The organism is Haloferax chudinovii, assembly GCF_042663345.1.
GTDB classification, from domain to species: domain Archaea; phylum Halobacteriota; class Halobacteria; order Halobacteriales; family Haloferacaceae; genus Haloferax; species Haloferax chudinovii.
The window spans coordinates 139277-163856 of record NZ_JBHTAB010000004.1; the positions used below are offsets into that span (position 1 = coordinate 139277).

The window sequence follows — 24580 nt, forward strand, 5'->3', positions numbered from 1 at the left end:
CGTAACCCTATACACGACTCGGACCCCGGTGTTATCCGTGAACTACATCTCGTGGGCGGTCGTCGCGCTCGGGGCCTACTCCCTCGTCGCGCCGCTGATGAAAGTGGCGACGACGGGACAGGGGAAGATTCCGAGCGACGTGGCCGCGCTGGTCGCCAACTCCGTCCTCGTCGTGGGAACCATCGGGGTCATCGTCGTCTCCGGGCAGAGCGTCACGGACTCGGTCGTGAGTTCGAAACTCCCCTACGTCCTCGCCGCCGGTGCCTGCCTCGCGGTCGGCATCCTCTCGTACTACCGGGCGCTCGCGCTCGGCCCCGTCTCCATCGTCGCGCCCATCTTCGGGATGTTCCTCGCGGTCTCGTCGGTCGTCGGCATCGTCGCGCTCGGCGAACCGCTGACGGTTCGCAAGGTGGCCGGTATCGCCTTCGCCGTCCTCGCAATCGCCCTCGTCTCCATCGATTGAGCGGGCGTCACGAAGCCCGCCGAAGGCGACGCGGAACTGCCGCGGGCCAACGGCTTTTGATGCTCGCGCGCCAACGCGCCGACATGGTTCTCTTGGAATCCGACTCCGAGCTCGAACGCGGCGACGCCGCCCCCGACTTCGAACTCCCCGGCACCGACGGCGAGACCTACTCCCCCTCGTCGTTCGACGACTACGACGCCCTCCTCGTCGTCTTCACGTGTAACCACTGTCCGTACGCGAAGGCGAAGTTCGAGGAGCTGAACCACCTCGCCAGCGCCTACGAGGACCTCGCGGTCGTCGGCATCAACCCCAACGACGCCGAGGACCGCCCCGAGGACTCCTTCGAGAAGATGCGGGAACTCGTCGACGACGGCACGATTGGGTACACCGCCTATCTCCGCGACGAGTCGCAGGCAGTCGCCGCCGAGTACGGCGCGGTCTGCACGCCCGACCCGTTCCTCTTCGAGAACACCGGCGACGACTTCGAACTCGCGTTCCACTCCCGCATCGACGACGCCATGAGTCCCGACGACGACGTGACCGACTACGAGATGCGCACGGCGGTCGAGGCGCTCCTCGCCGGCGACGACATCCCCGTCGAGGAGTCCCCCTCGCAGGGCTGTTCCATCAAGTGGAAAGACGCGTAGAATAGTTCACCGCGAGCGATTCGACCGACTCGCGGACGGCTTACTCGTCGCCGAGGAGGGCTTCGCGGGCGTTCTCCACCGCGGCTTCCTTCTTCGCCGGGTAGGCCTCGACTTTCGCGCGGAGCGTGAGCCCCCCGCCGCGGCGGGCCTCGCCTTTGAACGCGGCCTGTTTGTCCAGCCGCAGGAAGAACTCCGTGTTGTCCGTGACGCGCTGGTCGAGTTCGTCGAGGAGCGTCTCGAAGTCGGGGAGGTCGCGAATCTTGTCGAGGACGTGCCGCACGTCGTTGGCGCGCTCGACGCGCGCGGAGAAGACGATGATGCGGTCGCCGTGGTGCCCGGTGCTCTCGACCCGGTCGACGTCGAACTCGTCGGGGAGGAACGTTCGAAGCGCCTCCTCGACCCGTTTTTCGTCTTCCGTCTCGTAGCAGAACGTTCGGAGGTCGATGTAGTGGAACGGAACGCGTGGCATAGTGGGTCTGGGAGGCGTCGGTCGGTGGGTCGCTTTACTCGTCGTCGGCTTCGTCGTCGTCGGCGTCAGCGGCGTCGGCGGCTTCGAGCTGGTCCTGCGCGATGCCGACCTCCTGACCCTCGTCGAAGCTGATGGTGTAGGTCGGCTCGCCGAACATGCTCTCGATGACCTGCGTGACCGTACCGGTCTCGCCGTCGAACTCGCTGTGCTTGTCGTGCAGAACGACCGCGTCGTCTTTCTCGAAGCTCATACGCACAGGTTCCGCGCCACCGGATAAAAGGGCGATGATTGGCCGCGAACTCACCGGCTCCCCCCCCACGACGGCGCGTGTCGAAGCCGATTTGTGGAGTCGCGCCGAACCGTGGGGTATGCCGAGTCGCCCGCTCGCACATCGACCGCCGGACGCGCGCCGATGACGGTCGACGACCTGTGGTTCCTCGCGGACGAGGCGCGACAGCGCGCCGAGCAGGCGTACCACCGCTTGCGTCGGAGCCACGCCGACGCCGACTACCTCGAACCGGTCCACACGCGCCGCGTCTCCCGCCGCCACTTTCGGACGCTCGCCTCCCGCGTGAAGTCCACGGGGACGCCTTACGGGGTCCACACCGTCGTCCGCCGCCGCGACGACGAGATACTGCTCGTCCGCCACGAGGGCGTCGACCTCTGGGTCCTCCCCGGCGGCGGCGTCGACGGCGACGACGAGGGCTTCACCGAGGCCGCCCGGCGCGAACTCGCCGAGGAGGCCGGTATCAGCGCCGACTACGGCGGCCTGGCGATGGCCACCAGAATCGACATCCGCTGTGACGGCCACCAGACGTGGGGTGTGATGCCCGTCTACCGCGCCCGCGCCGACGAGGCCGCCGAACTCAGCGTGAACGACCCCGACGAGGAGATATCGGCCGCGCGCTGGTTCCGCGTCTCGGAGCTTCCGGCGGACACCCGCGACCGCGACGACCTGCTTTCGTGGTACGACCACGTCGCCGGCGACTGACCGGGCCGCCGGCTCAGTCGGACTGTTCCGGCGTTCCGCGCGCGTCGTCGGCGTCGTCGGCGTCGCGCGCATCGGCCTCGCGGGCGTCCTCGCCCGCTTCGTCGTCGACGTGTTGGCCCCAAAAGCCGGGGTACTTCTCCACCCAGAGGTCGCCGAGGACGACCGTCTGGCACGCCAGTCGGAGTCCCGAGTCGGCGTCGTGCGGCGGGAACCGGAGCCGGCGGCGCTCCTTTTTGGTCCGGTAGGTCACGGGGCCGCGGACCTCGACGGCGCAGGTCCCGCACGAGCCGCCGCCGCGGCAGTTGAACCACGACGAGTGACCGTTGTGCGGCGACTCACCGGCCGCGCGGAGCACGTCGCGGAGGACGTCCCCGCGGTCGCACTCGATTTCCCGGCCGCGGAAGTGGACGGTTGGCACGTGCGAGAAGACGCCGCAGGGGGGTTAATCAGTGTCGTTTGGGGGACGACGGAAATCGCGGATACGCGGCGGCCGCGGGCGTCGCCGGAGTTCCCGAACCGAACCACCGAAAGCGGCAACGCCCTCCGAGTCCCCGCGATTCGCCTCGGTGAATCTAAGTTCGTTCGCCCCCGAACCCGACCATGCGCAACACACGACGCGCCTATCTCGCCGCCACGGCGGGTGCGCTGACGCTGGGCACCGCCGGCTGTCTCGGCGGCGGAAGCGGCGGTTCCGGCGACGACGCCGTCGCCGCCATCGGTTGCGAGGTCCCCGAACGCGACGCGGTCAGTTCCCTCCCCACGCCCGTCATCGGGTCCGAGGACGCGAGCGTCGTCGTCGACGTCTGGGAGGACTTCGCCTGTCCCCACTGCGCGACGTTCGCGGTCGACGTCGCCCCGAAACTCCGCTCCGAGTACGTCTCCGAGGGCGTCGTCCGCTACCGCCACCACGACTTCCCGATTCCGGTCGACGACTGGTGGTCGTGGAAGGGGGCCTCGGCGGCCCGCGCCGTCCAGGACGAGGCCGACGACGAGACCTTCTTCGAGTTCGCCCACACGCTCTACGAGAACCAGTCGGCGTTCGGCGGCGGCGACGCCGAGGGTTCGCTGTCGACGCTCCAGTCGCTCGCGGACGACGCCGACCTCGACGGCTGTTCGGTCGCCGCGGCCGCCTCCCGCGAGCGCTACCGCCCGCTCGTCGAGGCCGACCGGACCGAGGCCGTCGACGAGCGCGGCTTTCAGGGCACGCCGACCGTCCTCGTCGGCGGCGAACAGGTCGCGCCGCGGTGGTCCGACCTCCAGAGCGCCGTCGAGAACGCCCGGTAATCGGGTTCGACGCCCACACCACCTCTCGCGCGGGATTCGTGCACGACACCAGCGATGCTTTAGGGCGAGATTCACTAGCCACGACTATGGACACGACGCGACCGCTCACCCGACTCCGGCGAGGTGACGACCCGTGAGACGACGCGCCCTCCTCTCTGTTCTCGCGGGCGCGAGCGTCGCCGGCCTCGCGGGCTGTCTCGGCGACGGTTCGACATCCGAGGGGTCAGCCGAGACGACCGCGACGACCGCCGGAACCGCGGGCGATGGCACCGGAACCGCCTCGGCCACCGGGTCGCCTGACTCCGGCGACCTCCCGCTCGTCGTCGACACCGTCGACGCGCAGGGGTCGTCGGCCGGCGAGGTTCGAATCCCCGCGGCGGGGACGCCGACCGTCCTCGACCTCTTCGCGACGTGGTGTGCGCCCTGCGTCGCCCAGATGGAGTCGCTTCGGAGCCTCCACGAGGAGTTCGGCGACGACGTGGCGTTCGTCTCGGTGACGAACGAGCGTCTCGGCGGCGGCCTCACGATGGACGATATCCGCGACTGGTGGGCCGAACACGACGGCAACTGGACGGTCGGCCACGACCCCGACAGCGCCCTGATGCGCGCGGTCCGCGCGAACGGCCTCCCGTACCTCGTCGTCTTCGACGCCGAGGGGTCGATAGCGTGGACGCACCGCGGCCTCGCCAGCGAAGAGAACCTCCGCGCCGCCGTCGAGGACGTCGCCTGATGCCCGGGTTCGGTCTCGGTCCCGTACTAGGGCTCGAACCCGGGTTCGCGGGCACGCTCGCGTTCGCCGTCAGCGCGGGCGTCGCCACCTTCTTCGCGCCCTGCGCCTACCCGCTTTTGCCCGGCTACGTCGGCTACTACCTCTCCAGCGAGGAGGCCGACCTCGGCGGCGCGGCCGTCCGCGGGACGGTCGCCTCGCTCGCCGCCCTCCTCGTCCTCGGGGCCGTCGGGAGCGCCCTCGCGGTCGTCGGCGGCCGCATCGCCTCGCACCTCGCGCTCCTCGAACCGCTCGTCGGCGCGGCGCTCGTCGGCTTCGGCGTCCTCATCTTCACCGGTCGCGCGCCGAGCCTCCACGTCGTCCTCCCGGAGTACCGGTCGTCCGTGACCGGCTTCGGCGTCTTCGGCGGGGTGTACGGTCTCGCGGCGGCCGGCTGTGTCGTCCCGATTTTCCTCGGTGTCGTCACCCAGTCGCTCGCGCTCCCGACCGCGCAGGCGGTCGTCTCGCTGGGGGCCTACGCCGCCGCCGCGGCGCTCCCGCTGGCTGTCGTCACCGTCGCGGCCGCGCTCGGCGGCGACCGAATCCGGTCGCTGTCGGGCTACGTCGGGTCGGTTCAGAAGGTCGCCGCGGGCGTGATGGTGCTCGCCGGCCTCTGGCAGATTTGGCTGGCGCTGTCGTTCTTCGGGCACATCTGAGGCCGCGGCCGACAGAACACGTAACCGGAGGCGCTCGAATCAGCCGTCCAGTCCCGGCACCTCGCCGGTCGGCGTCGGCAACGCTCGAAGCCGCCGCGGCGGCACGAGGAAGTTGCCGCGGCGCTTGACGAAGATGTACTCTAAAATCCCGTTGTTGACGCGCTGGCGGACGGTCGGCACGTCGGTCAGGTCGGTGCCGTTCATCGCCTCGCGGACCGCCTCGAACTCGGAGATGCCGCGCTGGAGCGACGGGAAGTGCAGGCTCGCCACGCCGTCGTCCGCCGACTCGAAGTGTCTGCGGAGGAGTCTGACGTTGCCATCTTCGTCGCGGTTGGCGCGGGCGGCTTTCTGGGCGTGGCCGACGTGGCCGAACTCGAAGGCGTCGTCGCGGAGGCGGTCCAGCATCGCGTCGATACCGCTGTCGTCGCCGAGGTTGTCGCCGACGCCTTCGATGAGGTCCTGCTCGGCGTGCGCGGGCGAAAACAGCTTCATGACCCGGTGGTAGCGGTCTTCCTCGTCGTACCAGTCCGAGAGGCGCTGGCGGATGTTCGCCACGTGCTTCGTGGTCGCGCCCGCGAACGGCCCCTCGTCGATGGTGACGTACTCCTCCGTGGCCTGATTCCCGGCGAAGCCCGCTTTGAACCCCATGAACAGCGGCGATTCCTCGGGGACGGGGTTCCCGTCGGGGATGCCGTTCAGGTCGGACTGGTGGTCCGCTGGGAGGCCGGCCCCGACGAAACCGGTCCGCCGGGAGTCCACTGAGAAGACGTCCGAGAGGTCGGCGTCGACGGCGACGCCGTTGGCCTCGTCCGCCTCGCCGAGGAGCGCCTGCTCGGCTTCGAGAATCGCGTCGGCGCGGTCCGACGCGAGGTGGACGAGCGCGTCCTGCCGGTCGAACTCGGGCGTCTCGAACGGCGACAGCGCCCGCGGGTCGGGCAGGTCCACGCTGTCGGGAAGCGAGTCGTCGAAGCGGTCGAAGTACCGCGGGGTGTAGGCGGCCGACCAGATGACGCCCTCGTGGCTCCGCTCGTAGGCGCGGTCGAGGACGCGGAAGGCGCGCTCGACGGTCTCGCGGTCGGACTCGTCGGGCGGTCCCTCGCCGTCGAGGTCGAGGTAGAGGAGCACCTGATGGCTGGGCATCTCGGCGTTGCCGTGGTCGTCCTCGCGGCAGAACTCGTTCCACGCGTGCTGTCGGCTCGGGAGCGTCTCGAACGCGTCGGTCCCCGCCGGGACGGGGTCGTCCGGTGCCCTGTCGAGGCAGGCGGAGAGCGCCGTCGCGCCGCCGGCGGCGACCGCGGCCTTCAGGAACTCCCGGCGGGACGGAGACCCGTCGAACATACTCCCGGCTAGGGACCTCGCGGGGAAGTCCGTTCTGGTGTGTGCGTCGAAGATTCGGCCGCGGTCGTGCGGAGCGAGAACACGCGTGCTGGCGTTCGAAACGCACACCAAACGGCATTTCAGTACCGGAGCTCTAGCGGAGAGCAATGAAACGACGAACGTATCTCCGCGCCGCCGGGGCGGGCGCGGCCGTCGGTCTCGCGGGCTGTCTCGGTGGCGGCGGCGACGCCAACCCGAACGTGTCGCTGTCGCGGCCCGACCGCGAGAACGACGTGTCCAGCGAGGACCTCCCGTATCCGGCGTGGGGCCAGCAGGTCCCCGAGGTGACGCTTTCGGACCCCATCGCGGGGAGCGAGGTGTCGGTCCGCGACATCGACGTGCCGCACTTCCACACGTACTTTTTCACCAACTGCATGACCGTCTGTCCGGTCCTCATCAGCGCGCTCCGCGAGGTCCAGATTCATTCGGTCAGCGAGGGCTACGCCGACGAAGTGTCGTTCTACCCCATCACGTTCGACCCCGCCCGCGACGACGCCGACGCCTTCCGCGCGGAGGCCGACCAGATGAACGTCGACATGGACGCGGGCAACTGGCACTTCCTCCGGCCCGCCGACGAGGCCGAGGCGAAGTCCGTCGTCGAAGACCAGTTCGGCGTCTTCTTCGAGAAGAACGAGCCGAACGACGAGGGCAACTACATGTTCACCCACCTCGGCCTCGTCTCGCTCGTCAACGGCGACGGCTACGTCGAGCGGACCTACCGCGGCAACCAACCGGACGAACAGACGCTCATCGACGACCTCACCGCGCTCCGGGAGGCATGACGAGTCGGCGTCGGTTCCTCGCGGCGAGCGGGACCGTCGCGACCGCCGGGCTCTCCGGCTGTCTCGCCGAGCTCGGCCGGCTCTACACGTCGAACGAGCCGCCGGTCGTCTCGAACCGCCCCGACGAGGTGTACGTCCCGACCCACACCGAGGGGATGGGCATGGTCGGAAGCGCGGATGCCGGCGACTTCCGCGTGGGCGTCTTCTACAGCTACCCCCACCGGTTCTGGGTGATGGCCGACGAGGGCGACGGCTTCGGCACGTCGAAAACCTCGGTCGAGGCCGGCGACGACGTGCATCTCATGGCGTCCGTCTGGGACCCCGAGACGGGCGTCGTCGTCCCCGACACCGGCCTCTCTATCGAAATCGCCCGCGACGGCGACCTCGTGAGCGAGGAGGTCGTCTACGCGATGCTCTCCCAGCGGATGGGCTTCCACTACGGCTCGAACTTCGGCCTCGACGGGGACGGCACCTACGACGTGACGGTGGACGTGGGCGCGCCCTCTCTGCGGCTGTTCGGCGACCTCGCCGGTCGGTTCGAGTCGCCCGCGACCGCGACGCTCGACTTCGAGTACAGCGCCGGCGACCGCGACGACATCCCGTACACGATGCTCGACGACAAGCAGGGCGACCCCGGCGCTGTCAAGCCGATGGAGATGGACGGTCTCCCGCTCGGCCGCGCTCCCGAGGCGCTTCCGGGGGCGTCGCTCGGCGAGGCGACGACCGGGAGCCTCCGACTCGTCGGCACCGCCCTCGACGCCGACCGCTTCGGCGACGACCCGTACCTCGCCGTCTCCCCGCAGACGCCCTATAACCGACTCCTCGTCCCGCGGCTGGGCCTCACAGCGACCGTCGCGTCCGGGGGTTCGACCCGCTTCGACGGCCGGCTCGACCCCGGCCTCGACGCCGACCTCGGCTTCCACTACGGCGCGTCGGTTCCGGGGCTCGCCGGCGACGACGCGACCGTCGACCTCGCGGTGGACGTGCCGCCGCAGGTCGCTCGCCACGAGGGCTACGAGACGGCCTTCCTCGAGTTCGACCCCGTCCGCCTCGGCTAACGGCAACCGAATCGAACAAGGACAGGGCTATTTTCGTCGGGACCGACCGACCCCGTATGGACCCGACGCGCCGCGAACGAGCGACACTCGCGCTCGCCGTCTGGGGCGTCCTCGTCTCGCAGGTGCTCCTCTATCCCGGCGTTTCCGACCTCGTGACCGCCCTCGGCGGCGGGCGGGCTGAGTACGACCTCTCGGCGGGAATGCTGTTTCTCGTCGCCGAGTTCGCCTCGTTCGTCGCCTTTTCCAGCGTCTGGGGCGCGCTCTCGGACGCCCTCGGCCGGCGGACGTGGCTCATCGTCGCGGGCGCGCTCGGCGGCGCGACCAGCTACGTCGCGCTCCTCGCGCTCGCCACGCTCCCGTGGCTCGACGCCACGTTCGGCGCGGTCCTCGCGGTCCGCCTCGTCGGCGGCGCGATGACCATCGGCGCGTTCTCGCTGTCGATTACGATGCTCGCGGACCTCTCGGGAGGCAACGGCCGGAACATGGGTGCGGCGGGTATCGCCATCGGCCTCGGCGCGGCGCTCGGCTCGGTCGTCGGCGGCCAACTCACGACTATCGACCCCCTCGCGCCGCTGTACGCGTCCGCCGCGTCGCTCACCGCCGTCGCCCTGCTCGTCACGACTGTCACCGACCGGACGCCCGATTCGACCCGCGTCGGCGTCGGCGTCGTCCTCAAGAAACTGGCCGCGCGCCCGGCGTTCGCGGTCCCGTACGCTTTCGGCTTCATCGACCGCATGACCGCCGGCTTCTTCGCCCTCGTCGGGGTGTACTACTTCCGCGAGGCGTTCGGAGTGAACGCCGCCGTCGCCGGCGGGGTGCTCGCGCTCTTTTTCGTCCCCTTCGCGCTCCTGCAGTACCCCCTCGGGTCGCTTTCGGACCGCGTCGGTCGGTTCGCTCCCGTCGTCGCGGGGTCGATGCTCTACGGCGTGTCTATCGTCGCCGTCGGCGTCGCTCCCGCCTTCGAACTCGCGGCCGGACTGATGGTCGTCGTCGGCGTCTTCGGCGCGCTCGTCGCGCCCGCGACGATGGCGCTCGTGACCGACCTCGCCGAGTCGGGCGAGCGCGGGGCGGCCCTCGGCGGCTTCAACGTCTTCGGGAGCCTCGGCTTCCTCGCGGGCTTCCTCATCGGGGGCGTCGTCGCCGACGCGGTCGGCTACCTTCCGTCGTTCCTCGTCGTCGGCTTCGCCGAGGTGGCTATCGCCGTCGTCGCGCTCCGGACGGTGAAGCGGCTCGACGGCATCGACGCGGCTCAGACGCCGTCGAGCGCCGACTGAAGCTCGGCGTTCACGACGAGCCACATCCCGCGGAGGCAGACGACGACGGCGAGGCCGACGCCCGCGAGGACGAACGCCAAGAACAGGCCGACGAAGACGCCGCCGCCCCGCGGGTCGGGGACGGTCGCCGCGAACTCGCCGAGTTGGACCGCAAAGGCGACGATACCGGCGACGAGGAACGCGAGCAACAGTTCGAGGAGCCGCCAGAACGTCTCGATTCGCAGGCCACCGCGGCCGGTGAGGAGGAGGGCGATTCGCCGCGACGCGGCCAGAAGCGAGACGACCGTGAGAAGGAGCGTCGCGGCGGCCGCGAGCGTAAAACCCGCGTGGGCGAGCGGGAGCGCCGGCGCGAGCGGCGAGACGAGCGTCAGCGCGACGCCGAGGAGGACGCCGGTCGCGAGGACCGACTCGACGCCGAGAATCGCCGTCTCCGGCTCGTCGCTGGCGATTCGTGCGAGTGTCCCGTACACAGCCGTCCCTCTCGGCGGGCGCTGAAGGCTGTTTCCCTTAGCGCTACTCGTGGCCGGCGACGCGGACCGGCTGGTAGGGCGCTTCGAGGTAGTCGATATCGGAGTCCGAGAGCTTGATATCGAGCGCCTCGACCGCGTCTTCGAGATGTTCGATACTGCTCGTGCCGACGATGGGCGCGTCCACCCAGTCCTTGTGGAGCACCCACGAGAGGGCGAGCTGAGCCATCTTGACGCCCTTCTCGTCGGCGAGTTCCTCGACGCGCTCGTTCACCTCGCGGCCGCCGCCCTCGAAGTACGGGTGGCCCTTGGCGTACTCGTCGGTCCGGCCGCGGGTCGTCGCCTCGAACTCCTCGTGGGGACGGGTGAGGTAGCCGCGGGCGAGCGGCGACCACGGCATGACGCCGACGCCCTGCTTCTCGCAGAGCGGGAGCATCTCGCGTTCCTCCTCGCGGTACAGCAGGTTGTAGTGGTTCTGCATCGTGGCGAAGCGGTCGAGCCCGAGCGAGTCGGCGGTGTACTGCGCCTCCGCGAACTGGTGGGCCCACATCGACGACGCGCCGACGTAGCGCGTCTTGCCGCGGCGAATCGCGTCGTCGAGCGCGCGCATCGTCGTCTCGATGGGCGTCTCGTCGTCGTAGCGGTGAATCTGGAGCAGGTCGAGGCTGTCCATCCCGAGGCGGGAAAGCGAGTTGTCGAGCTCCTGCTCGATGGCCTTCCGCGAGAGACCGCCGGAGTTCGGGTCGTCCTCGTCCATCTGGAAGAAGACCTTCGAGGCGACGACCGCCTCGTCGCGGCGGCCCTCCAGCGCCTTCCCGAGGACGCGCTCGGACTCGCCGTTCGAGTACATGTTCGCCGTGTCGAAGAAGTTGATACCGAGCTCGATGGCGCGGTCGACCAGTTCGAGCCCCGCCTCCTCGTCTAACACCCACTCGCGCCACTCCGGGGTGCCGAAGCTCATACAGCCGAGACAGATGCGGGAGACCTCCATGCCGGTGTCGCCGAGCGTCGTGTACTCCATATCGGTACGTCTCCGGGGACCGACAAAAAGATGGACCAAGCGGTAGCTTCGGTGGGGAACCGGTCGGCGGTCCGAGGGTTCTCGCACGACCGGATGACGAACGCAGACAGTCAGCCGAACCGGCCGTTTCTCGGGGTCTGCATTCGTCTCTCTCGATTTCGTCCCGCTCGGAGGCGTCCTCGAGTTCGTCGTCCTCCTCGCGGGCTCGGCGCGTTCGCGCTGGCGCTCCGCGGAGAGTCCGGCGACGACGGCGACGAGCGCGTGAGCGCGCCGGACGAGCGAGGGCCCACAAGGGGTCACCGATGGCCTGACTGCGCGGCGCTCCCGCACAACTCGGACGAACAATTATTATGGTCTGTTCTGTTTGTCGAGCCATGGCAGTCGACTACGCGGCCGAGTCGGAATCGTTCGAGTGGGACATTCCCGAGGGGTACAACATCCCCGCAGTCATCGAATCGCACGCCGACGCCTTCGGCGACCGGGTCGCCCTGAAGTTCCGCGACGCCGACGGCAACCGCGCGGAGCGGACCTACGGCGACCTTCGAGACGACATGAACCGCTTCGCCAACGCGCTCGAATCCATGGGCGTCGAGAAGGGCGACCGGCTCATCCACCTGCTTCCCCGAGACCCCGACGTGTTCGCCGTCCAACTCGGCGCGCTCAAGCGCGGCGCGCTTCTCGTCCCCAGTTCCTCGATGCTCAAGCCCAAGGACATCGCGTTCCGCGCGAACGACTGCGAGGCGACGACCGCCGTCGTCCACGAATCGCTCGTCGGCATGGTCGACGAGGTGCGCGACGAGACGCCGCTTTCGAACTTCGTCGTCCTCGGCGGCGATGCCGACGGCTGGACCGCGTTCTCCGACCTCGTCGCCGACGAGTCCACCGCACACGACGGCCCCGACCTCCGGGCCGAAGACCCGATGTCCATCAACTACACGTCGGGGACGACCGGCCAGCCCAAGCCGGTCCGCCACCGCCACCGCTGGATGCGGTGTTTCGAACTCATCAACGGCCCCTACTGGTGGGGCGTCACGGCCGACGACGACCTCTCGGAGGAACTGCTCTGGGCGACGACCGGAACCGGCTGGGCCAAGTGGTTCTGGAGCCCCGTCGGCGTCGGCCTGACGACCGGCGCGACCCAGTTCCTCTACCGCGGCGACTTCGAACCCGACGCGTTCCTCGACATCATGGAGGAGGAAGGCGTCACCCGCCTCTGCGCCGTCCCGACGCAGTACCGGATGTTCGCCCAGCACGACCTCGGCTCGTACGACCTGCAACTGAAAGAGGCGCTGTCGGCGGGCGAACCGCTCAACCGCGAACCCATCGAGGCGTTCCGCGAGGCGCTCGGCGTCACCCCGCGAGACGGCTACGGTCAGACCGAGACGGTCGCGCTCCTCACGAACTACCCCGGCATCGACGTGAAACCCGGCAGTATGGGCAAGCCGACGCCCGGCCTCGGCACGACCATCATCGACGAGAACGAGGCGGAGGTGGGCGTCGACGAAATCGGCGAAATCGCCGTCCCGGTCGGCTGTCCCGGCATCTTCGACGGCTACTACGAGAAGCCGAACCTCGACGAGAAAACGTTCTCGGGCGACTACTACCGCACCGGTGACCTCGCCTCCCGCGACGAGGACGGCTACTTCTTCTTCGAGGGCCGCGCCGACGACATCATCATCTCGGCGGGCTACCGCATCGGCCCCTTCGAGGTCGAAGACGCGCTCGTCTCCCACGAGGCGGTCGCCGAGGCCGCCGCGGTCGCCAGCCCCCACGAGGAGCGCGGCAGTATCGTCAAGGCGTACGTCGTCCTCACCGACGGCTACGAGGGTTCAGACGACCTCGTCGACGAGCTACAGGCGTTCATGAAAGAGCAGACGGCCCCGTACAAGTACCCGCGCGAAATCGAGTTCGTCGCGGAACTGCCGAAGACCTCCTCGGGGAAGATTCGACGCATCGAACTGCGGTCACAAGAACGGGACTGAGCCGCGTCCCCGGGGAACCCATTTCCCCTTTGGCACCTTTCTTTAGGCGTCGTCGCCTGGTGGCACCCATGTACATCGCGGACCAGACGTGGCCCGAACTCGGCGACTACGTGGCCGAATCGTCGCTCGCGGTCGTCCCCCTCGGCTCGACGGAACAGCACGGCCCGCACCTCCCGCTCGCAACCGACCACCTCATCGCGGAGGCGTTGGCCCGCGAGGCGGCCGACCGGACCGGCTTCCTCTGTACGCCGACCGTCAACGTCGGCGTCAGCCCCCACCACCGCCAGTTTCACGGGACGATGTGGGTCGACCCGCCGCAGTTCCGCGACTACGTGGAGTCGATGACGCGCAACCTCGCGTACCACGGCGTCGACCGGGTCGTGTTCGTCAACGCCCACGGCGGCAACGTCCAGCACCTCCGAGAAGTCGGTCGCCGCCTCCGCGACGACGGCACCATGTACGCCATCGAGTGGATGTGGGACGAGTCGATTCCGGAGCTCGTGACCGACCTGTTCGACCACCCCGGTCCCCACGGCGGGCCGAAGGAGACCTCAATGATCATGCACATCGCCCGCGACCTCGTCCGCGAGGGCGAACTCGACGCCGCACGCGACGGCGGCGTCGCGGACCTGAGCGAGGACCACCTCCGCGAACACGGCGCGCGGACGTTCTACGACGCCGTCGAGAACTCCGAAAACGGCGTCTTCGGCGACCAGACCGACGCCTCGCCGGAGGCCGGTGAAGAACTGTTCGAGGCCGCGGCCGACCAGCTCGTTCACCTGCTGTCGTGGCTCGACGACCAACCGATTGAGGACCTGTTCGCGCCCGCGCACGTCGACCCCCAACCGGGCTCGCGTCGCTGACGCGGTGCTCCCAACCGGGCTCGCGTCGCTGACGCGGTACTGACGAGTCGCTGACGCGGCATCGACGCGGAACTCCCGCGACGCCCTCTCCGGGGTTCGACCGCTGGCCCATCGACTGGCCGACACGCTCTTTTCGCCGCCGCCGAAGAGACGCCTATGACCGTCTGGGTCCTCGGCGACCAACTCGACCCGTCGGCCGCGCCGCTCCAGTCCGACGACCGCGTGCTGATGATCGAGGCGCACGCCTTCGGCGACCGACTGCCGTACCACCCCCAGAAGCTCGCGCTCGTCTTCTCGGCGATGCGGCACTTCCGCGACGACCTCCGCGAGCGCGGCTACGAGGTGACGTACGTCGAAGCCGAGACGTTCGGCGAGGGGCTCGACCGCTACTTCGACGCCGCGCCCGGCGACGACCTCGTCGTGATGGACCCACCGAGCCACGGGGCGGGCGAGCGGCTTCGGGAACTCGTTTCCGCCCGCGGCGGGTCGCTCACGCTCGTCGAGAACGACCTGTTTCTCACGACGCCCGCGGAGTTCGACGACTGGGCCGGCGACGCCGACAGCTACCGACAGGAACACTGGTACCGACACGCCCGCCGGGAGACGGGCGTCCTGATGGACGGCGACGACCCCGCCGGCGGCGAGTGGAACTACGACGACCAGAACCGGGAGACGCCGCCGGAGGGATGGACGCCGCCCGAGGCACCGCGGTTCGACCCGGACGAGACGACGCGCGAGGTCATCGAGTTCGTCCGCGAGCGCTACCCCGACGCGTGGGGGTCGCCCGAGCCGTTCGTCTGGCCGGTGACGCGCGAGGAGGCGAGACAGGCGCTGTCGCACTTCGTCGAGGTCCGCCTCCCCGAGTTCGGCCCGTATCAGGACGCGATGGTCGACGGCGAGTGGGCGCTCTGTCACTCCCTGCTCTCGGCGGCCATCAACCTCGGCCTGCTCCACCCGCGCGAGGCGGTCGAGGCGGTCGAGGAGGCCTACGAGGCGGGCGACGCCCCGCTCAACAGCGTCGAGGGGTTCGTCCGACAGGTCCTCGGCTGGCGGGAGTTCGTGCGGCACGTCTACCGACGGTCGATGCCCGAACTGGCAGAGGCGAACCAACTCGACCAGACCGAACCGCTCCCGGAGGCGTACTGGACCGGCGAGACCGATATGCGCTGTCTGTCCGAGGCCGTGGGCCACGTTCGGGACCACGGCTACGCCCACCACATCGAGCGCCTGATGGTGCTTTCGAACTTCGCGCTCGTCTACGGCGTCGACCCGGCGGAACTCGACCGCTGGTTCCACCTCGGCTTCGTCGACGCCTTCCACTGGGTGACGACGCCGAACGTAGTCGCCATGGGGTCGTTCGCCACCGACGTGCTCTCGTCGAAGCCCTACGCCTCGTCGGGGAACTACGTGAACGAGATGTCAGACTACTGCTCGTCGTGTCCCTACGCGGTGTCGAAGACGACCGGCGAGAACGCCTGCCCGTTCAACGCGCTGTACTGGGACTTCCTGAAGGAAAACGAAGAACGACTCCGCGGGACTGGTCGGATGGGACTCATGTACTCTCACGTCGACCGCAAGGACGACGAGGAGTGGGAAGCCATCCGGGCGCGGGCCGACGAGATTCGGCGGATGGGGCGGGCGGGGACGCTCTGAGGCGAGCGACCGGAGCGACTGCGCGCGACCACGACCGCCTGAGCGCGACCACAACCGCGTGAGACCGCCGACCGCGTGAGACCGCCGACCGCGACCCCCGAGCGCCGCGGCTGACGGGCTGAAAATGCAGAACCCTGTTCGCTGTCGAGTCGCCGGTCGGAACGCCCGGCCTCAGAGCCGCGTGACGTTGGCCGCTCGCGGGCCTTTGTCGGCCGGCTCGATGTCGAACTCCACTTCTTGGCCCTCTTCGAGGTCGGGGCCGCCGATGTCCTCCATGTGGAAGAACACGTCGTCGTCGTGGTCTTCGGTCTCGATGAAGCCGTAGCCGCCGGAGGACTTGAAGAACGCAACCTTACCTTTCGCCATTGCGTGTCGAACCTCGCCGGTCGGCGGCATAAGGATTCCGGCAATTGATATCAATGACCATGGTACTGGTTGCGCTCCCGCGAGTCAGTCGTCGCGCGGCTCTCGGCCGAGGGTGTGGAACTCCTCGTTCGGCCGCATATCGGCGAACATCGCCATGCGGTTGCTGAGGTTGAAGAAGGCCGTGACCGCGCCGATGTCCCAGACCGCCTCCTCGGAGAAGCCGGCGTCGCGGAGTCGCTGGAGGTCGTCCTCGCCGACGTTGACCGGCGACTCGGTGAGTTTGACCGCCACGTCGAGCATCGTCTTGTGCTTCTCGGGGATATCGGCGGTTCGGTAGTTTGCGACCAGTTGGTCCGCGAGGAGCGGGTCTTTCGCGTAGATGCGGACCAGCGCGCCGTGGGCGACGTTGCAGTAGTAGCAGTGGTTGACGCCGGAGACGGCCACGATTATCATCTCCACCTCGTGGCGTTCGAGGTCGGTGTCTTCGACGAGGGCGTCGTGGTACTCGAAAAAGGGCCGGAAGTGCGAGGGCTTGTACGCGAACGCGGCGAAGACGTTCGGCGTGAAGCCGGCGCGGTCGGTCTCGTCGTCGATGCGCTCGCGGAGGTCCGCCGGGAGGTCGTCGCGGTCGGGCACCGGGAAGCGGCGCATGGCGTCGTCGTCCATGCGTCTCCGCTCTCGCGGACAGACCTTAATGATTCCTCAGGTTCGAGGGGCGCTCGCCGTCCCGACTTCCGGGGTGCTCAGAGCGCGACCGAGAGGTACGCCGCCGCGGCCACGGCGAACACGCCGACGGCGAACAGGCCGTAGTTGGCGACGGTGTTGTCCGCGGTCCACAGCGAGAGCGTGAACTTCCGGGACGAAAGCGGCCACAGGGGGCGGATACCGGCCGGCGTGAGCACGTCGGCCAGGAGGTGCGCGAGGACGGTGAGCGCGCCCACGGCGAAGCCGAACGCGCCGAGCGTCGTCGCCACGGCCACGGGTTGGCCCGCGTTGCTGGCGAGGAGGTACGCGCCGCCGCCGCCGACGCCGCCGACGAGGGCGGCAAAGAGGACCGTGTGGGTCGGCCCGCGGTGGGAGATGCCGGGGACGCGCATGTCGTAGTCGGGAAGCATCGCGAGCCAGCACATCGCCGCGCCGGCGGCGAAGGCGAGTTCCGGGCGGCCGGCCTGCACGAGCGCGAAGCCGAGCGGGGCGAACACGAGGAGCGAGACGCCCCAGTGACCGAATCGGTACATCTGGTGTGCCCTCGCGCCCGCCGCGAACAAAACCTTTCGGCCGCCGCGACCGTCAGCGGAGCAATCGTTATCCCCGATGGCCGCGATTTCAGCGGCATGAGCCAACACCTCTCGTCGTTCCTCTCGGGGCTGTCGGCGCTTGAGGTGACGGCCCTCGTCTTGCTCATCTCCGTCGGCGGCGCGTTCGTCATGGAGACGGTGGTCATCCGCCTCCTGTTTCGGTACACCAGCCGAACCGAGACCTCCCTCGACAACATCGTCGTCCAAGAGCTTCGGTGGCCCATCGTCGTCACGGTCTCGTTGACCGGCGTCTTCCTGTTCTCCCGAGCGCCCGCGGTCGCCGAGGCGCTCGTCGTCGACGCGGCGACGCTCAACGACTTCTTCGGCCTGCCGTCGCTGTCTGTCGGCATCGTCATCTGGGCGTGGGCGCTCAACCGCCTCGTCAACCGCCTCGTCGACGCGGTCAAGGACAAGGGAAGCCGCTACGACTTCGCGCCCGTCTTCTCGAACGTCTGGACCATCGTAGTCTCTGTCGGCACCATCGGCGCGTTGCTGTACATCTGGGGCATCGAAATCACGCCGCTTTTCGCCGGCGCGGGCATCGCCGGCATCGCCGTCGGCTTCGCCGCCAAGGACACCGTCGCCAACTTCTTCGGCGGCATCGCGCTGTACTTCGACGACACCTACAAAATCGGCGACTACGTCGTCCTCGACTCCGGCGAGGCGGGCACCGTCGTCAAGGTCGGCATCCGCTCGACCACGCTTCTCACCCGCGACGAACTGCTCGTGACGGTGCCGAACTCGGTGCTCAACGCCGCCAAAATCATCAACGAGTCCGCGCCGAACCGCCGCCGCCGGCTGAAGGTCCCGGTCGGCGTCGCCTACGGCACCGACGTCGACGAGTTCGAGGAACTCCTGACCGACATCGCCCTCGACGAGCCACTGGTCCTCGACAGCCCCCGACCGCGGCCGCGGTTCCGCCGGTTCGGCCCCGACGCCCTTGAGTACGAACTCGTCTGTTGGGTCAACAGCCCGCTCAAACGCGGGAAGGCGACGCACAACCTCAACCGCGAGATATACAAGCGCCTGAACGACGCGGCTATCGGGATTCCGTTCCCCCAGCGGGACGTCCACGTCCACTCGGCTGACGCCGAGGCGACCCGGCAGTCGCCCGCGGCCGGACTCTCGAACGGCGGGGCTCGGCGACCGGCCCGCACCCGCGACGCGGCGGCCGATGAGGCGGTGGCCGACGACGTCGCGGACCCGGACGCGGCGGCAGACCCGGACGAAGACGACAGCGCCTACGACGAGTGAGCGCGCGGCGTCGCCCGCCGGGTGCGCCCGCCACGAGCGCGCGCTTCGGTCGCCGCCGGGAACGTTATCCGCGGCGCGGCCGTGGCTCGGATATGCTCCAACTCGGTCCCGTGGACGGGCTCATCGAGACGTTCGGTCCCTTCGTGATTCCCGTCTTGCTGTTCGCCGCCGGGTTCGTCGGCTACCTCGTGCTCGTCGCGCTCGGGCGGACCGGGCGCGACGGGGAGTGAGCCCGCTTCCCGACAGTGACGCTACTCCTCGACGACGCTACTCCTCGACGATGATAGTACCCGTCATGCCCGCGGCCTCGTGGGGCACGCAGTAGTACGGGTGCTCGCCGGCCGTCTCGAAGGTGTGGACGTAGGACTGGCCCGACTGGACCGCGCCCTTGCCTTCGCCCCAGCCGGTCTCGGCCGCCTCTTGGGACTCGAAGCCGCCGGAGGCCCAGTACGCCGCGCCTTCGGGGAGTTCGTCGCCGGAGGCCGTGACCGAGTGCGCATCGCCGGCGGCGTGCTCGAAGGCGACGGTGTCGCCGACCGACACCGTCAGTTCGGCCGGCTCGAACGCGACGGCGCGCATCTTCACGACGTGGTCGGCCTCCTCGGGGACGCCCTCGACGACGTTCGGGCCGCCGGACAGCGCGGCGTCCGCGGAGCCGCCGTCCTCGGTGTCGCCCGCCTCGGGTGCCTTCCCGACTTCGCCGACGACCGCGAACTGGGCGCGGGCCGTCGCCGTCGCGTACGTCTCCGCGGCGGCGTCGACCCCGCTTCCGTCCTCTAACGCGGCGGAGTAGTCCGACAGCGCCGCCTCGAATCCCTCGTAGGCGTCGTGGTCGGCCCCCTCTAAGGCCTCGTGGACGCGAGCCTCCTCGAACGTCTGGAAGACGCCGCTCATACGCTCGGAGGCGGCGGCTCCGAGGCCGGCGTCCGCGGCCGCGGTGGCGACGACGGCGTACATCGAATCGACCGCCCGCTGGCCGTAGGTCTTGGCCGCGCCGTAGGCGTCGCCGCCCTCCTCGGCCGCGGTTCGGACCGAGCCGAGCGCGCCCTCGAACGACTCGTAGAGGTCGTGGTCGGCCTCCTCTAAGGTCTCGTGGTAGCCGCCCGCGCCGGCCTCGAAGAAGGCGAAGGTGGACTGGACGACCGCCGCGGCGCGGGCCGACGCACCGACCCGGGCGAGCGCGGCGGCGTCGAACCCGCGGGCACCGAAGAACGCGGCCTCGGCGGCCGATACCTCGGCGGTCGCGCCGACGGCCGCCTCGAACTCGAACAGCGCGTCCATCGCGCCCTCGGCGTGGGCCGCGGCGGCGTCGGCGTCGCCGGCGGTCGCGTCCTCGACGAGGCCGGCGAGGTGCTCCTCTTCGAAGCGGTGGTAGAGCTCTTCGGACTCCTCTTCGACTGACTCGTGGAGGTTCGCCTCGTTCTCCTCGAAGCGGGCGAACAGGGATTCGCCGACCGCGGCGGCGCGGTCCGTCTCGCCGACCGCGACCAGCTCGCGGGCGTCGCCGAGGCGGGCGCGGAAGAACGCCGCTTCGAGCACCGTCGCGGCCTCGCCGCCGACGAGCGCCGAGATTCCCGCGAGCAGGTTCTCGTCCACCGTCGCCACCGCCTCCTCGGCCGCCGCGGCGTCGCCCGACTCGGCGGCCTCAGTCAGCGACTCCAGCCCGCCCTCGAAGCCCTCGTAGGCGTCGTGGTCGGCCTCCTCTAAGGCCTCGTGCGCCCGAGCGCCCTCGAAGTGCGCGAACACGTCGCTCGCCACCGTCGCGGCGAAGTCGGCCTCGCCCGCGGCGACCAACCGGGGCACGTCGGCGGCGCGGGCGCGGTAGAGCGACAGCGCGGCCGCGTGGGCGAACTCGTCGCCGGGACCGCCGAGCCCGGCCAGCACCTCGGCGTCGAAGCCGACCGCCTGCATGAGCGCGAGGTGGCCCGCGCCCGCGACCGTCTCGGGGGCGAGCTCGTAGCTCGCGTCGACCGTCGCCGCGGCGGCAGTCTGGGCCGAGGCGGCGAGCGTCTCGGCGTCACCGGCGTCGGCCGCGCCCTCGACGGCCGCCTCGAAGCTCTCGTACAGTTCGTCCGAGGCGGACTCAAGCGCCGAGTGCGCGGGCGCGTCTTCGAAGCCCTCGTACACCGCGTTCGCCAGTTCGGTCGCGGCGTCGACCTCGCCGGCCGCGGCGAGCAGTCCGGCGTCGCGGGCGCGAGCGCCGAACAACAGGACGTTCAGCGCGTCGACCACGGCGGCGTCGACCCGGCCGCGCTGGGCCGCAAGCAGGTTGTCGGCCGCCTGCACCGCGAGGTCTGAACCCCGCTCGGCGTCGCCGGCGGCGTACGCCTCCCTCGCGCCGCCGAGGTTCGATTCGAACGTCTCGTAGTTCCGTTCGTTCGTCGCCTCCAACTGCTCGTGTGCGCCCCACTCGCCCGATGACTGCTCGAAGCGGGCGAACACGTCGCCGGCGACGCGGGCGGCGGTGCCCAGTCGCCCCGCGGCGGCCAGCGCGACGGTGTCGTAGAGCCGAGCGCGCATCGCGTTCCACTCGGCCGCGACGGCGACGGTGGCGTCGACGCTCACCGACGATTCGGCGTCCTCGGTGGTCGTCTCGTCCCCAGCCTCCGTCTCCGAATCGGTCTCGGCGGCGGTCGTGTCGTCGGTCGATTGCCCGTTACAGCCCGCGAGTCCGGCGGTCGCGACTGCGAGTCCCGTCGTCTGCAAGAGACGCCGTCTGCTGTAGTCCATGTTTTTAGGCACGCCTAACTATAGAAAAACGCATCGATTTTTAGGCACGCCGAAAAGCCTGTGCGTCGGTCGCTCAGTCGGCCGTCGCCGACTCGTCGCCGCGGAAGCGGTCAAGCGCCGACTCGAAGTCGCTGTCGTCCTCGACGGTGTCTTCCCACTCTTCGAGGCCGCGCTCGGCGCGGGTCCCCGCGATGGTGTTGTCGAAGAAGAAGGCGATGAGGCCGCCGACGGCCATGCCGGTCGAGCCGATGACGAACACCGTGTCGGCGACGAGTTGCGTCCCGAGGACGGGCCCGACGAGCGCGACCTGTCGCATCCCCTCGCGGAACGCCGCCGCGCTCCCGACGTTCCCCATGTAGGCGGGGACGGCGAGGCCCGCGAACATGGCGACGCCGACGATGAACACGTTACGGGAGGAGTCGAGGTCGACGTACTTCAGGTTCGAGAGGCCGACGGCGACGATTTGGCCGAACATGGCGACGTAGAGGCCGCCGACGATGGGGTCGGGAATCGTCGCGATGAGCTGGCCGAAGTAGCCGACGAAGCCCATGACGAGCATCACGGCGGCACCGATTTGGACGACGTAGCGGGAAGCCACGCCCGTGAGGCCGATAGCGCCGATGTTCTCGGAGTAGGAGGTCGAGCCACTGCCGCCCATGACGGCCGAAAAGACGTTCATCGCGCCCTCCATGCCGATACCGTGGTTGATGCGGCGCTCGGATGGCGCGCCGACGCCCGAGAGCCGGGCGACGGCGTGGTAGTCGCCGAACGATTCGACCATCGAGGCGGCGACGCCCGCGAGCATCCCGATGATGAAGGAGGTCGTGAACTGCGGGATGCCGAACGCGACCGAGCCCACGACGGGGAGCGCGACGGTCGTCGTCCCCGCGCCGCCCGCGAAGCCCCACTGTAGGGGGTAGATGGGCATGAGCGCCGGGGCCTCGATGACCGTCTGGAGGTTCACGTAGCCCGCCGCGCCGGGGGCGATGACGCCCGCGACCGAGAGGCCGGCGGCGACGACGTACGAGACGATGACGCCGAGCAACACCGGGAACAGCTTGAACGCCGGGTGCGCGGTGTCGAGGTACTGCGAGAACAGGACGATGAGCGCGAGCGTCAGGCCGAGGAGCCACCAGTTGTTGGTCGCCGACGCGACCTGCGGGGCGTTGAAAAGCGACAGCCCGATGAGCGCGATGGTCGGCGCGATGACGACCGGCGAGATGAACTTCCGGAGGCGTCCGAGCAGGCCGAAGTAGCCGACGAACACCTCGACGACGGCCGCGACGATAATCGCGCCCTGCAGTTGCAGGAGCGCGCTCTGCCACGCGACGCCCGACTGGCCGGTCGCCGTCGCCACGCCGATGACGGCGAGCGCCGGCGCGAGCATCGAAAACGGCGCGCCCTGCACGATGGGGTAGCGGTTCCCGAACGTCGTCTGCATCAGCGTCGCGATGCCGGAGACGACGAAGAACGTCCCGACGAACCGCGGCACCACGTCGGCGGGCATGCCGAGGGCTCCGGCGAGGATGAGGGGGACGGCGATGTTCGCGCCCACCATCGTGAGATAGTGTTGGGCGCCGAGAAGGAGAGCGGTCGGAAGGGGTGGTTTGTCGTCGATACCGTACTGCACGAACGAGGAGGGCGAGGAGTCGTCCGTCACGACCGTCCCCCCGTATGCGGTGGTTCGCTCCCGAGCATGGTTGTCCGAGGATTTTGTTCAGACTATATATGTCCTGCTTTTCGCGCGCCTTCGGGGAGCAACGACTTTGTTTCACCGGTCTCATTCCTGACGTGTGACCGACCGACACGGGCGTTCGGAGGCGAGAAGTCGCGACCGATGGCTGTTCGGCTGGGCGCTGGGCTACGCCGCGGTGGGCGCGTCGTCGCTCGTCGTCCCGCTGTACGCCATCGAACTGGGTGCGAACGCGCTGTTCGTCGGCCTCATCGCCGCGACCGCCGCCTTCGCCGGCGCGCCGGGCGCGGTGCTCTGGGGCCGACTGGCGGCCCGCGCGAAGCGCAGACGCCCGTTCATTCTCGTCGCGCTCGCGGCGACCGCGGGTGCGCTCTTTCTCACGGCCGCCGTATCGTCGCCGGCCGCGGTTCTCGTCGCCAACGCCCTCCTGTGGTTCGTCGTCGCCGCGGCCGCGCCGGTGTTGAACCTCATCGTCGTCGAGGGCGTCCCCTCGACTGAGTGGGACCGCCGGTTCGGCGTCCTCAACCACTATCAGGGCTACGGCTGGCTCGGCGGGCTCGTCGTCGGCGCGGTCTGGTCGGCGGCGGCCCCGCGGCTGTTCGGGCTCGACGCGCTGTCGGTCCAGCGACGGTTCCTCGTCGCCGCCGCGGTCGCCGCCGCCCTCGGTGCCGTCCTCGTCCGCGTCTGGTACCCCGAGCGCTCGACGGTGTCGGCGCGGCGGTTCGCCCGCGTCTCGGCGAGCATCCGCCGGCAGAGTGGCCTCGTCGGGCGGTCCGTCCGCGCGGTCCCCTACGGGCCCTCGCGACTCTACTGGGCGCTCCAGAGCCTCGATATCGACGACCTCCGCGCGCGGATGACCCCCGAACTCCTCCGGTACCTCGCGGCCGCGACGCTGTTTTTCGTCGGTTTCTCGGTGTTCTTCGGGCCGCTCCCGGCGTACCTCGTCGGCTCCGGGCGGACCGCGGACGAGGTGTTCGCCCTGTTCGTGCTTTCGAGTCTGGGGTCGGCGGTGAGCTACGTGAAGGTCGGCGCGTTCGCGGCGCGACACGACCCCCGGCGGCTCCAAGCCGGCGCGCTGGCGACTCGCGGCCTCGCCTTCCCGGCGGTCGCCGTCGTCGGCACGCAGTTCGCCGCGCTCGCCGGCCTCGTCGCGCTCGGCGCGACGTTCCTCGTCATCGGCGTCACGTGGGCGGTCATCGCGGTGACGGCGACGGGGCTGGTGACGCGGCTCGCGCCCGACCGGATTCGCGGGGAAGCCCTCGGCGCGTACACGGCGCTTTCGAGCCTCGGCGGCGGGGTCGGCTCCGCGCTCGGCGGCCTCGTCGCCGACGCCGCCGGCTACGTCGCCGCCTTCGGTCTCGCGGGGGTCGTCGTGGGCTGTGCGTTCGTCGTCGTGTTGCTCACCGGCGGTCGGGGCGTCGCGGCGGGAGAGCAGTCGCTCGCCGACTAGCGTCTCGAAAACGAAAGCGGGGTCGGTCGTCGAACC

The 24580-nt window shown here is 69.7% G+C and carries 26 protein-coding genes and 1 pseudogene; 16 read left to right on the plus strand and 11 right to left on the minus strand.

The features are described from left to right. Positions 1 to 37: 37 nt before the first annotated feature. Both ACFQI8_RS09890 and ACFQI8_RS09895 read left to right on the plus strand, forming a co-directional pair. A complete protein-coding gene (locus ACFQI8_RS09890; protein WP_390244308.1) occupies positions 38 to 463 on the plus strand; it encodes an EamA family transporter in 426 nt (141 codons plus the stop codon). Between the two features lie 83 nt (positions 464 to 546). Next, positions 547 to 1110, plus strand: a complete 564-nt coding sequence (locus tag ACFQI8_RS09895) for a thioredoxin family protein (protein WP_390244310.1) — start codon at positions 547 to 549, stop codon at positions 1108 to 1110. A 40-nt stretch (positions 1111 to 1150) separates the two neighbouring features. Here ACFQI8_RS09895 and ACFQI8_RS09900 read toward each other — a convergent pair whose 3' ends face one another. Together ACFQI8_RS09900 and ACFQI8_RS09905 are read right to left on the minus strand one after the other, a co-directional pair. Next, entirely contained in the window at positions 1151 to 1579 is a 429-nt protein-coding gene (locus ACFQI8_RS09900) for an RNA-binding protein (protein WP_390244312.1), read from the minus strand. A 34-nt stretch (positions 1580 to 1613) separates the two neighbouring features. Then, positions 1614 to 1829 carry a DUF1918 domain-containing protein gene (locus ACFQI8_RS09905; RefSeq protein ID WP_390244314.1) on the minus strand — a complete coding sequence of 72 codons (216 nt, stop codon included), beginning with the start codon at positions 1827 to 1829 and terminating at the stop codon, positions 1614 to 1616. Positions 1830 to 1991: 162 nt separating this feature from the next. On the opposite strand from ACFQI8_RS09905, the gene ACFQI8_RS09910 reads away from it, so the two are divergent. Beyond that, a complete protein-coding gene (locus ACFQI8_RS09910; RefSeq protein ID WP_390244316.1) occupies positions 1992 to 2570 on the plus strand; it encodes an NUDIX hydrolase in 579 nt (192 codons plus the stop codon). A gap of 13 nt (positions 2571 to 2583) precedes the next feature. On the opposite strand, the gene ACFQI8_RS09915 is transcribed toward ACFQI8_RS09910, so the two are convergent. Next, positions 2584 to 2988 carry a 2Fe-2S iron-sulfur cluster-binding protein gene (locus ACFQI8_RS09915; RefSeq protein WP_390244318.1) on the minus strand — a complete coding sequence of 135 codons (405 nt, stop codon included), beginning with the start codon at positions 2986 to 2988 and terminating at the stop codon, positions 2584 to 2586. A gap of 182 nt (positions 2989 to 3170) precedes the next feature. Between ACFQI8_RS09915 and ACFQI8_RS09920 the strand changes: the two genes are divergently transcribed. The 3 genes from ACFQI8_RS09920 to ACFQI8_RS09930 all read left to right on the plus strand — a co-directional run bounded on the left by ACFQI8_RS09920 (position 3171) and on the right by ACFQI8_RS09930 (position 5276). Beyond that, positions 3171 to 3854, plus strand: coding sequence for a DsbA family protein (locus ACFQI8_RS09920; protein ID WP_390244320.1), 684 nt, complete (start codon positions 3171 to 3173; stop codon positions 3852 to 3854). A 133-nt stretch (positions 3855 to 3987) separates the two neighbouring features. Continuing rightward, positions 3988 to 4584, plus strand: a complete 597-nt coding sequence (locus ACFQI8_RS09925; protein WP_390244322.1) for a TlpA family protein disulfide reductase — start codon at positions 3988 to 3990, stop codon at positions 4582 to 4584. Then, positions 4584 to 5276, plus strand: coding sequence for a cytochrome c biogenesis protein CcdA (locus tag ACFQI8_RS09930; RefSeq protein ID WP_390244324.1), 693 nt, complete (start codon positions 4584 to 4586; stop codon positions 5274 to 5276). Before ACFQI8_RS09925 ends, ACFQI8_RS09930 begins: the two co-directional genes overlap by 1 nt. Positions 5277 to 5315: 39 nt before the next feature. Here the strand turns inward: ACFQI8_RS09930 and ACFQI8_RS09935 are convergent, their stop codons facing one another. Next, on the minus strand, positions 5316 to 6614 hold the full coding sequence (locus ACFQI8_RS09935) for a DUF7405 family protein (RefSeq protein ID WP_390244326.1): 1299 nt from the start codon (positions 6612 to 6614) through the stop codon (positions 5316 to 5318). Positions 6615 to 6760: 146 nt separating this feature from the next. On the opposite strand from ACFQI8_RS09935, the gene ACFQI8_RS09940 reads away from it, so the two are divergent. The 3 genes from ACFQI8_RS09940 to ACFQI8_RS09950 are packed head-to-tail and all read left to right on the plus strand — an operon-like array spanning position 6761 to position 9767. Further along, positions 6761 to 7435, plus strand: coding sequence for an SCO family protein (locus ACFQI8_RS09940; RefSeq protein WP_390244328.1), 675 nt, complete (start codon positions 6761 to 6763; stop codon positions 7433 to 7435). Beyond that, a complete protein-coding gene (locus tag ACFQI8_RS09945) occupies positions 7432 to 8493 on the plus strand; it encodes an iron transporter (RefSeq protein ID WP_390244330.1) in 1062 nt (353 codons plus the stop codon). Before ACFQI8_RS09940 ends, ACFQI8_RS09945 begins: the two co-directional genes overlap by 4 nt. Before the next feature lie 56 nt (positions 8494 to 8549). Then, positions 8550 to 9767, plus strand: coding sequence for an MFS transporter (locus ACFQI8_RS09950; protein WP_390244332.1), 1218 nt, complete (start codon positions 8550 to 8552; stop codon positions 9765 to 9767). Here ACFQI8_RS09950 and ACFQI8_RS09955 read toward each other — a convergent pair. Together ACFQI8_RS09955 and ACFQI8_RS09960 are read right to left on the minus strand one after the other, a co-directional pair. Beyond that, positions 9743 to 10237 (minus strand): hypothetical protein, encoded by a 495-nt coding sequence (locus ACFQI8_RS09955; RefSeq protein ID WP_390244334.1) that lies wholly within the window; start codon positions 10235 to 10237, stop codon positions 9743 to 9745. The genes ACFQI8_RS09950 and ACFQI8_RS09955 overlap by 25 nt on opposite strands. A 43-nt stretch (positions 10238 to 10280) precedes the next feature. Beyond that, positions 10281 to 11255, minus strand: a complete 975-nt coding sequence (locus tag ACFQI8_RS09960) for an aldo/keto reductase (RefSeq protein WP_390244336.1) — start codon at positions 11253 to 11255, stop codon at positions 10281 to 10283. 151 nt (positions 11256 to 11406) lie between these two features. Here ACFQI8_RS09960 and ACFQI8_RS09965 point away from each other — a divergent pair. The 4 genes and pseudogenes from ACFQI8_RS09965 to ACFQI8_RS09980 all read left to right on the plus strand — a co-directional run. Beyond that, positions 11407 to 11566, plus strand: a pseudogene (locus tag ACFQI8_RS09965) (bactofilin family protein); the annotation flags it as partial. A 63-nt stretch (positions 11567 to 11629) separates the two neighbouring features. Next, positions 11630 to 13237: an acyl-CoA synthetase gene (locus ACFQI8_RS09970; RefSeq protein WP_390244338.1), complete on the plus strand. Its 1608-nt coding sequence runs from the start codon at positions 11630 to 11632 to the stop codon at positions 13235 to 13237. 68 nt (positions 13238 to 13305) lie between these two features. After that, on the plus strand, positions 13306 to 14100 hold the full coding sequence (locus tag ACFQI8_RS09975) for a creatininase family protein (protein ID WP_390244340.1): 795 nt from the start codon (positions 13306 to 13308) through the stop codon (positions 14098 to 14100). 156 nt (positions 14101 to 14256) lie between these two features. Next, positions 14257 to 15753: a cryptochrome/photolyase family protein gene (locus ACFQI8_RS09980; protein ID WP_390244342.1), complete on the plus strand. Its 1497-nt coding sequence runs from the start codon at positions 14257 to 14259 to the stop codon at positions 15751 to 15753. Between the two features lie 171 nt (positions 15754 to 15924). On the opposite strand, the gene ACFQI8_RS09985 is transcribed toward ACFQI8_RS09980, so the two are convergent. The 3 genes from ACFQI8_RS09985 to ACFQI8_RS09995 all read right to left on the minus strand — a co-directional run bounded on the left by ACFQI8_RS09985 (position 15925) and on the right by ACFQI8_RS09995 (position 17357). Next, positions 15925 to 16119: a cold-shock protein gene (locus ACFQI8_RS09985; RefSeq protein ID WP_390244344.1), complete on the minus strand. Its 195-nt coding sequence runs from the start codon at positions 16117 to 16119 to the stop codon at positions 15925 to 15927. An 84-nt stretch (positions 16120 to 16203) separates the two neighbouring features. Beyond that, positions 16204 to 16785, minus strand: coding sequence for a peroxidase-related enzyme (locus ACFQI8_RS09990; RefSeq protein ID WP_390244346.1), 582 nt, complete (start codon positions 16783 to 16785; stop codon positions 16204 to 16206). 77 nt (positions 16786 to 16862) lie between these two features. Next, complete coding sequence (locus tag ACFQI8_RS09995; RefSeq protein WP_390244348.1) at positions 16863 to 17357, minus strand: metal-dependent hydrolase; 495 nt, start codon at positions 17355 to 17357, stop codon at positions 16863 to 16865. 96 nt (positions 17358 to 17453) lie between these two features. On the opposite strand from ACFQI8_RS09995, the gene ACFQI8_RS10000 reads away from it, so the two are divergent. Next, entirely contained in the window at positions 17454 to 18671 is a 1218-nt protein-coding gene (locus ACFQI8_RS10000) for a mechanosensitive ion channel family protein (protein WP_390244350.1), read from the plus strand. A gap of 92 nt (positions 18672 to 18763) precedes the next feature. Next, entirely contained in the window at positions 18764 to 18901 is a 138-nt protein-coding gene (locus ACFQI8_RS10005; protein ID WP_390244352.1) for a hypothetical protein, read from the plus strand. A 37-nt stretch (positions 18902 to 18938) separates the two neighbouring features. Here ACFQI8_RS10005 and ACFQI8_RS10010 read toward each other — a convergent pair whose 3' ends face one another. Both ACFQI8_RS10010 and ACFQI8_RS10015 read right to left on the minus strand, forming a co-directional pair. Then, positions 18939 to 21401 (minus strand): DUF5059 domain-containing protein, encoded by a 2463-nt coding sequence (locus ACFQI8_RS10010; protein WP_390244354.1) that lies wholly within the window; start codon positions 21399 to 21401, stop codon positions 18939 to 18941. Between the two features lie 73 nt (positions 21402 to 21474). Continuing rightward, on the minus strand, positions 21475 to 23061 hold the full coding sequence (locus tag ACFQI8_RS10015) for a uracil-xanthine permease family protein (RefSeq protein WP_390244356.1): 1587 nt from the start codon (positions 23059 to 23061) through the stop codon (positions 21475 to 21477). Between the two features lie 133 nt (positions 23062 to 23194). On the opposite strand from ACFQI8_RS10015, the gene ACFQI8_RS10020 reads away from it, so the two are divergent. Next, on the plus strand, positions 23195 to 24544 hold the full coding sequence (locus ACFQI8_RS10020; protein WP_390244358.1) for an MFS transporter: 1350 nt from the start codon (positions 23195 to 23197) through the stop codon (positions 24542 to 24544). Positions 24545 to 24580: the final 36 nt, after the last annotated feature.

What these genes read in the sequence shown, in the direction of transcription:
- ACFQI8_RS09895 (WP_390244310.1), top strand. Translation starts at nt 547, where the DNA reads ATGGTTCTCTTGGAATCCGACTCCGAGCTCGAACGCGGCGACGCCGCC.
- ACFQI8_RS09900 (WP_390244312.1), bottom strand. Translation starts at nt 1,579, where the DNA reads ATGCCACGCGTTCCGTTCCACTACATCGACCTCCGAACGTTCTGCTAC.
- ACFQI8_RS09905 (WP_390244314.1), bottom strand. Translation starts at nt 1,829, where the DNA reads ATGAGCTTCGAGAAAGACGACGCGGTCGTTCTGCACGACAAGCACAGC.
- ACFQI8_RS09910 (WP_390244316.1), top strand. Translation starts at nt 1,992, where the DNA reads ATGACGGTCGACGACCTGTGGTTCCTCGCGGACGAGGCGCGACAGCGC.
- ACFQI8_RS09920 (WP_390244320.1), top strand. Translation starts at nt 3,171, where the DNA reads ATGCGCAACACACGACGCGCCTATCTCGCCGCCACGGCGGGTGCGCTG.
- ACFQI8_RS09930 (WP_390244324.1), top strand. Translation starts at nt 4,584, where the DNA reads ATGCCCGGGTTCGGTCTCGGTCCCGTACTAGGGCTCGAACCCGGGTTC.
- ACFQI8_RS09935 (WP_390244326.1), bottom strand. Translation starts at nt 6,614, where the DNA reads ATGTTCGACGGGTCTCCGTCCCGCCGGGAGTTCCTGAAGGCCGCGGTC.
- ACFQI8_RS09940 (WP_390244328.1), top strand. Translation starts at nt 6,761, where the DNA reads ATGAAACGACGAACGTATCTCCGCGCCGCCGGGGCGGGCGCGGCCGTC.
- ACFQI8_RS09945 (WP_390244330.1), top strand. Translation starts at nt 7,432, where the DNA reads ATGACGAGTCGGCGTCGGTTCCTCGCGGCGAGCGGGACCGTCGCGACC.
- ACFQI8_RS09950 (WP_390244332.1), top strand. Translation starts at nt 8,550, where the DNA reads ATGGACCCGACGCGCCGCGAACGAGCGACACTCGCGCTCGCCGTCTGG.
- ACFQI8_RS09960 (WP_390244336.1), bottom strand. Translation starts at nt 11,255, where the DNA reads ATGGAGTACACGACGCTCGGCGACACCGGCATGGAGGTCTCCCGCATC.
- ACFQI8_RS09970 (WP_390244338.1), top strand. Translation starts at nt 11,630, where the DNA reads ATGGCAGTCGACTACGCGGCCGAGTCGGAATCGTTCGAGTGGGACATT.
- ACFQI8_RS09975 (WP_390244340.1), top strand. Translation starts at nt 13,306, where the DNA reads ATGTACATCGCGGACCAGACGTGGCCCGAACTCGGCGACTACGTGGCC.
- ACFQI8_RS09980 (WP_390244342.1), top strand. Translation starts at nt 14,257, where the DNA reads ATGACCGTCTGGGTCCTCGGCGACCAACTCGACCCGTCGGCCGCGCCG.
- ACFQI8_RS09985 (WP_390244344.1), bottom strand. Translation starts at nt 16,119, where the DNA reads ATGGCGAAAGGTAAGGTTGCGTTCTTCAAGTCCTCCGGCGGCTACGGC.
- ACFQI8_RS09990 (WP_390244346.1), bottom strand. Translation starts at nt 16,785, where the DNA reads ATGGACGACGACGCCATGCGCCGCTTCCCGGTGCCCGACCGCGACGAC.
- ACFQI8_RS09995 (WP_390244348.1), bottom strand. Translation starts at nt 17,357, where the DNA reads ATGTACCGATTCGGTCACTGGGGCGTCTCGCTCCTCGTGTTCGCCCCG.
- ACFQI8_RS10000 (WP_390244350.1), top strand. Translation starts at nt 17,454, where the DNA reads ATGAGCCAACACCTCTCGTCGTTCCTCTCGGGGCTGTCGGCGCTTGAG.
- ACFQI8_RS10005 (WP_390244352.1), top strand. Translation starts at nt 18,764, where the DNA reads ATGCTCCAACTCGGTCCCGTGGACGGGCTCATCGAGACGTTCGGTCCC.
- ACFQI8_RS10010 (WP_390244354.1), bottom strand. Translation starts at nt 21,401, where the DNA reads ATGGACTACAGCAGACGGCGTCTCTTGCAGACGACGGGACTCGCAGTC.